The sequence below is a fragment of the Rhodococcus sp. P4_E4 genome, from assembly GCF_056401575.1.
Genome location: NZ_JBFUJB010000001.1, coordinates 108,211 through 120,371, shown reverse-complemented (window position 1 = coordinate 120,371; position 12,161 = coordinate 108,211). Strand labels below are relative to the sequence as shown.

General features: G+C 63.5%; 10 protein-coding genes. 4 read left to right on the top strand and 6 right to left on the bottom strand.

Translation table 11 applies throughout. From position 1 onward, the window contains the following. The first annotated feature begins 42 nt into the window (after positions 1 to 42). Genes AC1DVN_RS00590 through AC1DVN_RS00580 form a run of 3 tightly spaced genes read left to right on the top strand, consistent with a single transcriptional unit; the run spans position 43 to position 3,127 of the window. The gene (locus tag AC1DVN_RS00590) at positions 43 to 1,713 is read left to right on the top strand and encodes a PucR family transcriptional regulator (protein WP_477993119.1); all 1,671 of its coding nucleotides are present in this window, start codon (positions 43 to 45) and stop codon (positions 1,711 to 1,713) included. Then, complete coding sequence (locus AC1DVN_RS00585) at positions 1,710 to 2,027, top strand: nuclear transport factor 2 family protein (RefSeq protein ID WP_317830558.1); 318 nt, start codon at positions 1,710 to 1,712, stop codon at positions 2,025 to 2,027. The genes AC1DVN_RS00590 and AC1DVN_RS00585 overlap by 4 nt, the downstream gene beginning before the upstream one ends. Continuing rightward, on the top strand, positions 2,027 to 3,127 hold the full coding sequence (locus tag AC1DVN_RS00580) for a DNA alkylation repair protein (protein WP_477993117.1): 1,101 nt from the start codon (positions 2,027 to 2,029) through the stop codon (positions 3,125 to 3,127). The genes AC1DVN_RS00585 and AC1DVN_RS00580 overlap by 1 nt, the downstream gene beginning before the upstream one ends. A gap of 58 nt (positions 3,128 to 3,185) precedes the next feature. Here the strand turns inward: AC1DVN_RS00580 and AC1DVN_RS00575 are convergent, their stop codons facing one another. After that, positions 3,186 to 4,235 carry an ABC transporter substrate-binding protein gene (locus tag AC1DVN_RS00575; RefSeq protein WP_060938271.1) on the bottom strand — a complete coding sequence of 350 codons (1,050 nt, stop codon included), beginning with the start codon at positions 4,233 to 4,235 and terminating at the stop codon, positions 3,186 to 3,188. 373 nt (positions 4,236 to 4,608) lie between these two features. Between AC1DVN_RS00575 and AC1DVN_RS00570 the strand changes: the two genes are divergently transcribed. Continuing rightward, complete coding sequence (locus AC1DVN_RS00570; protein ID WP_400819215.1) at positions 4,609 to 5,697, top strand: 3-deoxy-7-phosphoheptulonate synthase; 1,089 nt, start codon at positions 4,609 to 4,611, stop codon at positions 5,695 to 5,697. Positions 5,698 to 5,751: 54 nt separating this feature from the next. Here AC1DVN_RS00570 and AC1DVN_RS00565 read toward each other — a convergent pair whose 3' ends face one another. Genes AC1DVN_RS00565 through AC1DVN_RS00545 form a run of 5 tightly spaced genes read right to left on the bottom strand, consistent with a single transcriptional unit; the run spans position 5,752 to position 12,143 of the window. Beyond that, positions 5,752 to 6,555, bottom strand: a complete 804-nt coding sequence (locus tag AC1DVN_RS00565; RefSeq protein ID WP_477993115.1) for a sugar phosphate isomerase/epimerase family protein — start codon at positions 6,553 to 6,555, stop codon at positions 5,752 to 5,754. Then, on the bottom strand, positions 6,552 to 8,279 hold the full coding sequence (locus AC1DVN_RS00560; RefSeq protein WP_317830562.1) for an FAD-dependent oxidoreductase: 1,728 nt from the start codon (positions 8,277 to 8,279) through the stop codon (positions 6,552 to 6,554). The genes AC1DVN_RS00565 and AC1DVN_RS00560 overlap by 4 nt, the downstream gene beginning before the upstream one ends. Further along, positions 8,276 to 9,370, bottom strand: coding sequence for a Gfo/Idh/MocA family protein (locus AC1DVN_RS00555; RefSeq protein ID WP_029256059.1), 1,095 nt, complete (start codon positions 9,368 to 9,370; stop codon positions 8,276 to 8,278). The genes AC1DVN_RS00560 and AC1DVN_RS00555 overlap by 4 nt, the downstream gene beginning before the upstream one ends. Further along, on the bottom strand, positions 9,370 to 10,194 hold the full coding sequence (locus tag AC1DVN_RS00550) for an aldo/keto reductase (protein ID WP_477993112.1): 825 nt from the start codon (positions 10,192 to 10,194) through the stop codon (positions 9,370 to 9,372). Before AC1DVN_RS00550 ends, AC1DVN_RS00555 begins: the two co-directional genes overlap by 1 nt. Continuing rightward, the gene (locus AC1DVN_RS00545) at positions 10,191 to 12,143 is read right to left on the bottom strand and encodes an oxidoreductase (protein ID WP_477993379.1); all 1,953 of its coding nucleotides are present in this window, start codon (positions 12,141 to 12,143) and stop codon (positions 10,191 to 10,193) included. Before AC1DVN_RS00545 ends, AC1DVN_RS00550 begins: the two co-directional genes overlap by 4 nt. Positions 12,144 to 12,161: the final 18 nt, after the last annotated feature.

Genomic DNA, 12,161 nt, shown 5'->3' with positions numbered 1-12,161 from the left:
TCGAAATTGAGGCGTTGGAACGGTCCGGAAAGTGGGTGGTACGTGGCTATCCGTGAGGTCAGGCTCGACGCGGTCCTTCGGGCGCTGGGCGGAGCCTTTGTCGAGCTCGTCTTCGCGCCGTCAGGTGATGACGTCTTCGTCGACTCCGTGGTGTTCGCGGAGGTCGGGGACCTCACACGCCCCGGAACCGCGGACGTCGAATCCTCTGAACTCTGGCTCGCTGTCGGTATCGGCGCAGCCGAATTGGCAGCCTGGCTGAACCGCGTCGATCAGAAGGGATCAGCGCCTCGGGCCGTCATGTCGAAGGAGGCCTCGGACACGTCGGTGCGCGCGGCGGCACAGCGCGCCGGGATCGCCTTGATGGCAGTCCATCCGGACGCTCGTTGGGATCGATTGTTCACCACGATCCGGGGCGTGCTCGATCATTCGGTATCTCGTCAGGATTCGGAGGACGTTGTATTCGGCAGTGACACAGACTTGTTCGAGCTGGCGCAGAACGTCGCGTCACTCACCCGGGGGATGGTCAGCATCGAGGACGAGCGTTCCCACGTGATGGCTTATTCGGCATCAGGAGATGCTGCGGACGAGCTCCGCCGGCAGTCGATCCTCGGCCGTGAAGGACCTCGGGAATACCTCCGGAAGCTGCAGGAGTGGGGCGTCTTCGAAAGCTTGCGGCGAAGTGACGACGTGGTCGAGGTGCCCGCGCACGAAGACCTCGCGATCAGGCGACGGTTGGTGGTTCCCATTCGCAGAATTTCCGAGAACGTCAAGGGGGAGAGCGGTTTCAGTTCTGATCTGCTCGGCACGATCTGGGTTCAGGAAGGCCCGCTTCCCATCGCCGGCGATGTCGACAGAGTGCTCCGCGGTGCCGCGGCCATTGCAGCTCGGCTGATTTCGCGCATCCGAGACGCGCCGAGTAACGAGGCGATACAGGTTCAGCGCTTGCTCGGGGTTCTCGGCGGCGGCGTCGATGTTCCTTCTCTGGCGGCCTCGTTGTCCATCCCGATGTCCGGACCCGCGATGGTGATCGGCGTGGCGAGTGTCGGGAGCAGCGTGTTGTCGGCTTCGGGTGAGCTCGTGTCGTCGTTGCGCCTGCACGCCAGTGCCTTTCACCGTGAATCGCTGGTGAGTGCATTCGGCGCCCGGATCTATGTGCTGTTTCCGCGAACCCAATCCGTGAAATCCACAGACTCGTGGACCCGTGAAGTTGTCGCGCGTTTGGACAAGGTGTCGCCCTCGGGTTTACGGGCCGCAGTCTCGTCGCCGGTTTCGACGCTTGCGGAGGTGGCCAGGGCTCGCGCCGAAGTGGATCGGGTCTTGGACGGAACGTCGGGGGATGTTCGTGTGACCACCCTCGCGGACTCGCGCACTCCGGTGCTGCTGGGCGAAATCATGGACGCGATTGCGGCCGACGAGCAACTGCACGATCCGAGAATCGACGCGCTCGACGTCTACGACAGGCGTAACGGGTCGAACATGCGTGAAAGCGTGTCCGTTTACCTCGCGCATTCGGGCGATGTCCGACGCGCGTCCGAGCAGCTTCGCATTCACCCGAACACACTCAGGTATCGGATCAAAAGGGTCGAGGAGATAACAGATACCGACCTGTCCGAGCCCTCGACGAGGCTGTTGATGGAGATTCAGTTGGCGGCGTCCGCTCGCGCAGTGAGTTCGCCGAACCTGTCGGACCCCAGCAGTACTCTTCGCGAATGATCGACTCAGCGAAGGTGCCAGGCGCAGCGCGCGCATATTTCGACGGCGGAGACGTCCGTGACGTGTTCACCGAAGACGCGGTGGTGCGTGACGACGGCCGGACGTATGTCGGGATCGAAGAAATCGTGGCGTGGAAGTCCGCCGTGTCGACGGCGTTCACCTTCACCCAGAAGATCGAGTCGGTCAACACCCCAGGCTCGGCCGTTGTCGTGTCGGTGAAGGTCGAGGGTGATTTTCCCGGAAGCCCCGTCCGGTTGCATCACCATTTTTCTCTCGACGGTGATCGGATTTCCGCTCTCACGGTGTGCCCCTGATGCCCACCGCTGACGAACTGCTCGGGAAATCCGTCGTCGCCGATCTGGCAGGCTGCCTCGAGCGAGCCTCCGGTCAGACACGCCTCGCCCTCGTTCGGGGTAGTACATCCGAATTCGACGGTATGAGTCTCGGCGAACGTACCCGCGTCGTGCGGGACGCGATGACTGCCGAACTGCCTCAGGATCTTCCGGCCTTCGCCGAGATCATCCGCCGTGCGCTTTCAGGGGAGACCTTCACTGGTTGGATGATCTGGCCGGTGACCGAAGCCGTCGCCGTCACGGCGACACGAAGTGGCTCCGAGTCGGACTTCGACGAGGGAATGGCTCTCCTTGCCGAGCTGACGTCGCGTCTGACGGCCGAATTCGCAATTCGCACATTTCTCGAAACGAACCTTGACCGTTCGCTGGCGATCGCACTCACCTGGACCGGCCATGAAGACGAACACGTCCGGCGCTTGGCGACCGAAGGCACTCGTACTCGTTTGCCCTGGGGAAGACGAGTGAAAGAATTGACGGCGTGTCCCGAGTCGACAATCGCCATTCTCGACGAGCTGTATCAGGATGATTCGGAATACGTACGACGTTCGGTCGCAAACCATCTCAACGATCTCAGTCGTGCTGACGCAGCGCTCGCCGTGTCGACTGCGAAGCGTTGGTTACAGACACCGGATTCCAACACACTGAAAATCGTCAAACATGCATTGCGGACGTTGATCAAGGCCGGCGACCCAGATGCTCTGTCTCTTCTGGGGTTCTCGCCGCCCACCGACGTCGTGGTCGAAGGGTTCGTCATCGACCGCGAAATAGTCGATGCGGGTGGAGAACTCACCTTCGACTTCGCTGTCACGAACAACGGCAGCGAGTCCGTCACCGTCGTGATCGATTACATCGTCCACCACGTGAAGGCCAACGGGACCACGACGCCGAAGGTCTTCAAACTGACAACACGAACGCTCGAGCCTGGGGTGCCGGCCCGCATCGCGAAGAGGCATTCCTTCAAACCGATCAGTACCCGGAAGTACTACGCCGGCGACCATGCCGTCGAAGTGCAGATCAACGGTGTACGCCAGGTGCGAGGCGAATTCCGCTTGGAGGCGTGAGTGACCCCACCWGGTGTGGTGGGGYCACTCCAGTACCGATCCAATGCCCGCACGGATGTCAGCGCATGACCTGTACCTGTTCGGCGATATCAGCGGCCAGGGCCATCGCAGTCAGCGCGAGGCCGTTGTTGAGGTCGTATCGCAGTTGTCCGACATGTCCGTCCTGGACAGCGCGGACTCGTCTCCACGTGGGCGACTCGGCTTCGACGGCGTCGGGGTTCTGTAGCAGTACGAAGTCGGCCTGGTCGAAGATCGCGAGCTCCTCGAGGCTGTAGAAAGTCGAATCCTTCCGATCGGGTGCGGCATGGGCGGCGTCAGTCAAGACGTTCAGGCCGAGGTCCTGTGCAACCGACACGGCGAACGTGTTGTTCTGCAGCCAGATCTGACCGCTGTCTGCACCGGCGATCGCAATCGACTTGCCTTCGAGGAGACCACCGATCTTGGCCCGCGCTTGAGCAAGTTCTCCGTTGTATCGGGCGATGACGCGTTCGGCGACTTCGCGGCGATCGAGCGCCGTGAGCTGCGCGGTCATGGCCTGTTTCCAGGACGAGCCCGTCGTGCCCTCGTCAACGACGAGCACCGGGGCGATGTCAGTGCCGAGCAGGCCCCTGTCCTGGTAGTAATCCCACCAGCCTTTCCCGACAACCAACAGATCGGGGTCGTAGCTCAGTATCGATTCGGCATTCGGTTCGTTGTTCGTCCCACCGAGGCGAGCTGCGCCGGCGGGTACCTGTTGCATGAGCTGAGACTTCGGATCCCAATTGGTCGCGACGATCGGGTACTCGGCCAGTAGTGCAAAATCGAGGGCGCCTCGGGCTTCGAGCACCACGACACGCTTGGGGTCCCGCGGGAGACGGTAGGTCTGGTCTGCGACGACGATGTCGACCCACTCGTCCGAGGCTTCGGTGCCGCTGGATTCGCTCGAACATGCAGACAGTGCGCCCAGTGCACCGAGCGCCGCCGCACCGGTCAGGAACCCGCGTCGTGTCAAGGAATCGATCAGACGGGTGAATTCGTCGTCCACATCTTTTGTCGACTGCAAGGGGGTTTCGGTCGCAGAAGGGGACACCGTCGGGTGGAAGGTTTTGGTCGATTCGATCACAGGCATGAGAAGGCGCAGCTCCATCTGATGTTCCGGGCATTGGCAGGTGCCTAACCAACGTATTCGAACTTCGCAGCCGGAGCCTTACTCGAAAGCGCCAACCGCTCAGCGGATTTGGCCATTCTTCACGGACTCGTGCCACGGGACTCGCCCCTCGGATTCGGCTTGTTGTGGAGGGGCGCGCCCATCTGATCCGAACTCGAGGTATCGTGGCCGTCATGCAGCGCGTCTATTTCTGGTTTAGCAGGCCGGCCCCGGGTGGGCCTGCCGGCGTAACCACGCGCTGACAACCTCCACCCAAGAGCCGGACTACAGACCGGCTCGCTGGAGTTTCTCTTCATCTCTGGGGTCGGCCTGAGAACAGGAAACCGAAAACCCCATGACTGTCACCATCGACACCACCGCAGCTTCGGACAGCCTCGACGATCAGCGCACTGTGAGTATCAGTCCGCTCGTGTCACCGGCGACTGTTCGTGCTCAGCACGCTCCGGACGAGGTCGCGGCCGCAACCGTGCGGACCGGCCGTGCCGACACGATCAACATCCTCAACGGTGACGACGACCGTTTGATCGTTGTTGTCGGACCGTGCTCGGTACACGATCCGGAAGCTGCGATGGACTACGCCCGCCGGTTGGCTGCCAAGGCCGAAGAACTGCGGGACGACCTGCACATCGTCATGCGGGTCTACTTCGAAAAGCCGCGCACCACGCTGGGTTGGAAGGGCCTGCTCAACGATCCCCACCTCGACGGCACCTACGACGTGAACACCGGTCTTGGTATCGGCCGCAAGTTGCTGCTCGACGTGTCGAGCCTCGGTCTGCCCGTCGGCTGTGAATTCCTCGACCCGATCATGCCGCAGTACATCGCGGACCTGGTCAGCTACGGCGCGATCGGCGCTCGGACCGCTGCGAGCCAGGTTCACCGTCAGCTGTGCAGTGCACTGTCCATGCCGGTCGGTATCAAGAACTCCACCGAAGGTGACGTGCAGGTAGCCGTCGACGGTACCCGCGCTGCGGCAGCGAGCCACGTGTTCCCCGGAACCGACCTCGACGGTCAGGCTGCCTTGATCCGTACGGCTGGTAACCCCGACTGCCACGTCATCCTGCGCGGTGGCAGCGACGGACCGAACTACGACGCCGAGACGGTCGCGGATACCCTTGCCCGCCTGCGTAAGTCGAACCTGCCCGAGCGCGTGGTCATCGACGCGAGCCACGGCAACAGCAGCAAGGATCACGAGCGTCAGGTCATCGTCCTCGACGACATCGCAGCTCGTCTCGCCGCCGGTGAGCAGGGAATCGCGGGTGTCATGTTGGAGAGCTTCATCGAGGCCGGTCGTCAGGACCTGACCTTGGGCAAGGCGGACGAACTCACCTACGGTCAGTCCATCACCGACGCATGCATCGACTGGTCCACAACGGCAGCGCAGTTGGACCGTCTGGCGCAGGCCGTTGCGGCTCGGAGGGGCTGACGCCCCCGTGCGCCTTTCTGGTAGCGCCAACTACCAAAAAGGCGCACAGGGCCGCTAGGCCAACACTGCTCGCGTGGCCTCGACCAGGCGCTTCAGCCAGGCGTCCGTGCCGACGGCCTGACGCAGCGGCTCGTTGGGCAATTCGATGCTGACCGGCAGTCCGGAAGGCAGGGTCGACCAGATGTCGGTCAGGGCGATGCCGCCGGTGCCGGGCACCAGACGCTCTTCGCGGGCGTGACGGATCAGTTCTGCGTCATCCGTAGGAGCGGGGGTCGAACCGTCGCACATCTGGGCGTAGTGAAGCCACGCGCGCGGGATGGACGCAAGATCCTCCAGTGTGGTCGCCGAGCGGTCGGTGTGGAGTGCGTCGACGAGGACACTACGAGCCGGACCGTCTGCCGCCGAGACGATCTCGATGGCCGCACGCGCATCGGGCACCGCAGTCCACGGCATGAATTCGAGCGAGGCGACGATGCCGTAGTTCGCGCACAGTTCAGCGAGGCGGGCATAGGAGTCAGTGAGCCGAGCGCGGTCGCGATCGTCGCCGCCCACCAGAACGGCTTTGGCTCCGAGCTGTGCACCCGCTTCGAGAAGCGGAACATAGTCGGCGGGGTCGAAGTCGGCTGCAAGGCGGATGATTTCGAGGTCGAATACCTCAACGGGTGAATCGCCTAGTCGACGCACCAATTCGTTCAACCCCTGCTTGTCCTCGTGCAGGGGGTACGCCGTAGTGCCCGGTGCCGCGGGCATCAGACGGATACCGATGGTGTCGAAGCCGTGCTTTTCGGCCAAGTCGACGTGCTGCATCGGTGCGGTATCGAGCACCGTGAGGGCTGCCAGCCCGAGTGAGAGTGTCATGCGTGTGCTCCAACTGTCTTGGCTCCGGCCAGTTCCCGACCTGCCAGATAACCGAACGTCATAGCCGGGCCGAGGTTGATGCCGCCGGACGGGTAGTGCCCGCCCATCACGCTGGCCTGATCGACGCCGACGGCGAGCAATCCCTCGATGGGGCGGTCGTTGTCGTCGAGCACATGCGACGACGAGTCGGTGACAAGCCCGGCGAAGGTACCGAAACTGCCCGGCACCACCTTCACCGCGTAGTACGGACCCTTCTGTAAGGGCGCGAGCGACGGGTTCGGCCAGGGGTTGGCGGTATCGCCGGATCCCCGGTTGAACGGCGTTGTACCGCGACCGAACTCGGGGTCTTCACCGGCCACGGCCCCGACATTGAATGCCTCGATTGTCTTTTCCAACTGCGTCGGATCAACGCTGATCTTCTCCGCCAGTTCGCGAACAGTGCGACCCCGTGTCAGGTATCCCGAGCGCAGGTACGGCTGGATCGGGATCGGCAGGGGCTTGGCCATGCCCAGCGGGAGGTAGCGCACATACTGCTGGTCGGCAATCAACCACGAGCACACTTCTTCGCTCTCGGGAACCTGCTCGACCATCGCGAGGGTGTAGTCGTGGTAGCCGAGTGCTTCGTTGACAAAACGCTTGCCGTTCGCGAGAACTCCGATGACACCGGGCTTTCCGCGGTCGAGGATGTGCGGGAACACACCTTCCTTGCCGTTGCGGTAACGAACGATGGAGACGGGGCAGTACGCGACGGGGGAGGCAAGAGTGCGGTCGAGGCGACCACCCACGGATTCGCCGAGGGTGATGCCGTCGCCGGTGGTTGTCTTCGGAGTGAGTGACCAGTGCTCGTTTCCGGTGGGGGTACGGGGGAACAGTTCACGTCGGCGGTCGATGTCCTGGGCGAAGCCGCCGGTGGCCAGTACGACGCCGCGCGTGGCAGTTACCGAGTACGCACCATCCGGACCTTCGAGGCGGACACCGACAACGCGACCGTCATCGTCAGTCTGCAGCGATGTTGCCGACGTTTTCACCCGAATCTCGACGCCGAGATCGAGCGCTGAGCGAAGCATCATGCCGACAAGCGCAGTGCCGTTGACGAGTTGCTGGCCACGACGCTTGGTGGCGAGATCGAACATGTGCTTTGTCACGCGAACGCCACAGTGCACAAATGCTTTCGGCGATCGAGTCGAGTGCAGGAATGCCTGCAGGTCGGGGCCGGCCATGATGCCCATTCCGAGGAATGACGTCTCGTACAACTGTCGACGGAGCAGCGCCGCGACGTCGGGTCCGAGCTTTCGCAAGCTCACCGGTTTCGGTCCGACGGAACGATGACCCGTGCCGGCTCCCGGTGTGTCGCCGTGTATGTCGGCGATCTTGGCTCCGGGAACGAACTTCAGTGCAGTCTTGCGTTCGAAGAACTCGACCATCTCCGGTGCGCCGTCGAGGAGTGCATCCACCTTGGCAGCGTCGAAGTTGTCGCCGAGTCGGTTCTCCAGATATGTCCGTGGCGCCGAACGATCCTCCACAACCCCGTCGGCGATGGCAAACATGTTGCGCGGGGTCCACATCCACCCGCCCGACCAGGCCGTTGCGCCGCCGCAGGTGTCGGCCTTCTCGACAACGAGTACCGACGCGCCGCCATGTGCTGCGGCAATTGCTGTGGAAAGCCCGCCTGCGCCGGAGCCCACGACAACTACGTCGTAGGTGAGGGGGGTACTGCTACTCATTTCTGCTCCTTGGCAGTTGTTGCGAGGGTCGGTGTCGATGTCAGATCGACAACCTTCCCGGTTCGTGACGATTCGTAGATTGCGGCGATGATGGCAAGTGATGCGCGGGCGTCCCGGCCGGTGACGGCGGGTTCGCGCCCGGTCAGGACCGCGTCGGCGAAGTCCTGAACCTGCAGGGTGTGGAAGTCGGTCAGTGCTGCATTAACCGCTCCCACATCGAGATTGGCGTCGATGTCGGCAGAGTACGGCGACTGGAACTCCACTTCACCGGGCACGGTCCAGATTTCGTTGACACCCTCGTGCCCTTCAGGAAATTCGAGGACGCTGGCGATGGCGCCGGTGCGCCCGATCACTGTCACGCGGTTGCCCAGATTGTGATTGGCACCGGTAGTCGCGGTGACGGTGGCGGTGCCGCCCGAAGCAAAGGAAATTACAGCTGACGCACTGTCCTCGGTCTCGATGTGCTCACCGTGGGTGTGGGTGCGGATGAAGCCGCTGACCGAGACGGCCTCGCCCATGAACCAGGCCAGCATGTCGATCTGGTGCACCGCCTGCGTCATGAGCACGCCACCGCCGTCGGTGTCCCAGCGTCCGCGCCACGCGTCGGCCGAGTAGTAACTCGACGGACGGTGCAGGATCACCGACGCCTCGCCGAGCGTGGGCAGTCCGATCCGGCCGTCGTCGATGGCGTCCCGGATCCGACGCGCGGCCGGCCAGAAGCGACGTTGGAAGAGGACGCCGAAGGTGATACCGGCGCGGTCGGCGGCCTCGATCATGCGGTCGGCGGCAGCAACATCGACCGCGATGGGCTTCTCGCACAACACATGTACACCCGCTTCGGCAGCGGCCACGACTACCTCTTCATGTACCGGGTGTGGCGTGCAGACGGTGCAGGCGTCGAGTCCGAGGGCAAGAAGTTGCTCCACTGAACTCACGGCTGCGGGAATGCCGTGCGCTGCCGCGAACTCCTGGGCGCGTCCGAGATCGGGATCGCAGCAGCCGATCACCTCGACGCCGGGGACTTGTTGTAGGGCTCGGGCATGGTTGCCGGCGATCTTGCCGCAGCCGACGATTCCGACTTTCAACGTCATCAGAAATGTTCCTCTGCTTCGACGTCCCGCGCCGCAGACTCGCCGCGGTCGAGACTGTTCAGTACTTCGATGTCTTCGCCGGAGAGGGTCACGTCGAGTGCTGCCAGGTTCTCGGCCTGACGCGTCGGGTTCGCTGATCGCGCGACCGGAACCACACCCTGCGCGACGTGCCAAGCGAGGACCACTTGAGCTGGGGTGCAACCGATTCGGCCGGCGATCTCCCCGACCACGGCGTTGTCGAGCACATCGCCGCGGCCGAGCGGGCTCCACGACTGCGTGAAGATTCCGAGTTCGTCGTTGGCGCGGCGCACCGGAATTCGCGCGAGCGACGGGTCCATCTGAATCTGGTTGACTGCCGGTGCCTCGCCGGTTTCGGCGACGACGCGGCGCAGGTGGTGCTCCAGGAAGTTCGACACACCCACGTACCGAACCAGTCCGGCGTCGCGGCAGGCCAGCATCGCCTCGAACGACGCAACGTAACGATCGATTCGCGGGAGCGGCCAGTGGATCAGGAACAGATCGAGTTGATCCAGTCCCAGTCGTTCCAGGCTCTGCTCGAGCGCTCCGCGGATGTCACCGGAAACCTGGTCGTTTCCACGAAGTTTGGTGGTGACAAACAGTTCTTCTCGCGGCAGAGCAGACTCCGCCAACGCTACGCCGACGGCGTCCTCGTTGCCGTAGATCGCGGCGGTGTCGATGAGGCGGTTCCCGGCCTCGATTCCGGAGAGTACCGACTTCGTGGCGTCGGCACCGACCAGTGGCCAGGTTCCGAGTCCGATGGGTGGCAACGCAGTTGCCACCGGTGCGGCTGTGTGTGCGCTCATGCGTGAACCTCCTGACGGGCCGCAGCGGCGGCGGTGATGGCGACGGCAACGTCGGCTGCGGTCACGAGTGCGGCATGGATGGATCCGCCGTCACCGCTCGCGTCGCCGACGGCATGGACCCCGAGTCGTGGTGCCAGTGAACGTAGTTCGGTCAAAAGCTCCGAGCGCGGCTCGACGCCCTGTGAGATCAGCAGCTCGCCGGGGGCGTCGACTTCGCTCAGTACATCGCCTGTCGAGATCGTGACCCGATCGGCGTCGACTTTGGTGACGATCGAGCTCAGGTAGGTCGTGAGGTTCTCACTTGAGGCCAGGCGCGGCAGCAGTACGATCTTGCCGCGTCGGCCGACGTCGTGCGCGATGGTTTCCTGCGGCCCGATCATGACGACCTGGGTGCCCTTCTGGAGCAGATCGTCGGCAACAGCGGCAGCCTCGCGGTCGGCGCCGAAAATGGTGATTGCCTCGGGGGCCGGATCTCCGGAGGCGAGGAACTCGCGGACATCACGGACGGTACGGGTTGCTGCTCCGGGGAGGTCAGTCACGGGACCGTGCCCACCGGCAGCAAGGACGATCGCGTCGAAGTCACTGTTTGCGAGCAATGCTGCGTCAGCTCTGGTCGAAGTGTGGCACTGCACCCCGAGTTCGGCCAGTTCCGCGAGGTACCAGTCCACGATCCGCCCGTATTCGGGATATTCGTGCAGCTTCGATGCCAGAGCGAAGTCGCCACCGAGACTGGGGCGTTCGTCGTACAGGTCGACGCGGTGACCGGCAAGTGCCAGGTCGCGGGCAGTGGCCATTCCGGACGGACCGGCACCGATGACGGCGACCCGCACGGTGGCATCAGCCGGCTTTGTAGGCTGATCCAGTTCACGTCCGACCCACGGGTTGACGGAGCAGGGAATGGGACCGGCAGCCAGGCTGTCGATGCAGTAGTTGCAGGCGATGCACGGGCGGTACCGGCCACCGTCGACAGCGCGATTCGGGAAGTCCGGATCGGCGTGCAACGTACGGGCCATGCTGACGAAGTTCGCCTGCCCGGATTCGATGATCTGCGCGGCGATCTCCGGCGACGTGATGCGTCCGGCCACACCAACCGGGATGTCGAAGTCGCGCTGGTACTGCTCGGAGTACGGCGCGAGGAGTCCACGGGACCATTCACCGGGCTGGATGATCCACTGTCCCGCTTCGTAGTTGCCGGCCGAGACGTCGAGGAAATCGAGTCGGTCGGTATCGATGTCGTCGATGCGCACGCGGGTCGTCTCGGCGTCGAGTCCGCCGTCAATGCCTTCGAAGGCTGAGAATCGAAGTCCCAGAGTGATTCCCGGAGCATGCTCGTGGACGGAGGCGATGACCTTGTTGACGAACAAGGTGGGGTCGGCCCATTCGTCGTCGCGGTGATTGTAAGCAGGGGAGAGGAACTGGTGGATCAAGTACCCGTGGCCACCGTGCAGGGAGATGACGTCGACGCCGGCCTGCTGGCACCGTGCGGCAGCCTCACCGAAGCATTCGATGATGTGCTCGATGTCGTCGCCGTCGAGTTGTTCTGGCATTTCGCCGCCGACAACCAAACACGGAATCGGTGTCGGGGCAACGGGAACAAACCCGCTGACAGAACCTTGCGCCGTACGTCCACCGTGGTTGAGTTCGACTCCGACGAGGGCGCCGTGAGCGTGGATCGCGTCGGCCATCTTCTTGATGCCGAAAATCCGTTCGTCGACGTCGACGCCCATCTGCCGGATGCGTCCCTTGCCGTCGGCACGCACGTAGCTCGCTTCGGTGAAGATCAGTGCAGCACCACCTTCGGCGCGGCGGGCGAGGTACGCGATGTACTCGTCCGTCATGGTGCCGTCGACTTCGCAGTAGTTGCGTTCCATCGGGGCGGACACGAACCGGTTCCGGAGGCGGACGCTGCCCATGTCGAGAGGTTCGGCGAAAGGCGCAGTCACCTTCATCAGTGCTCCTGGTACTTC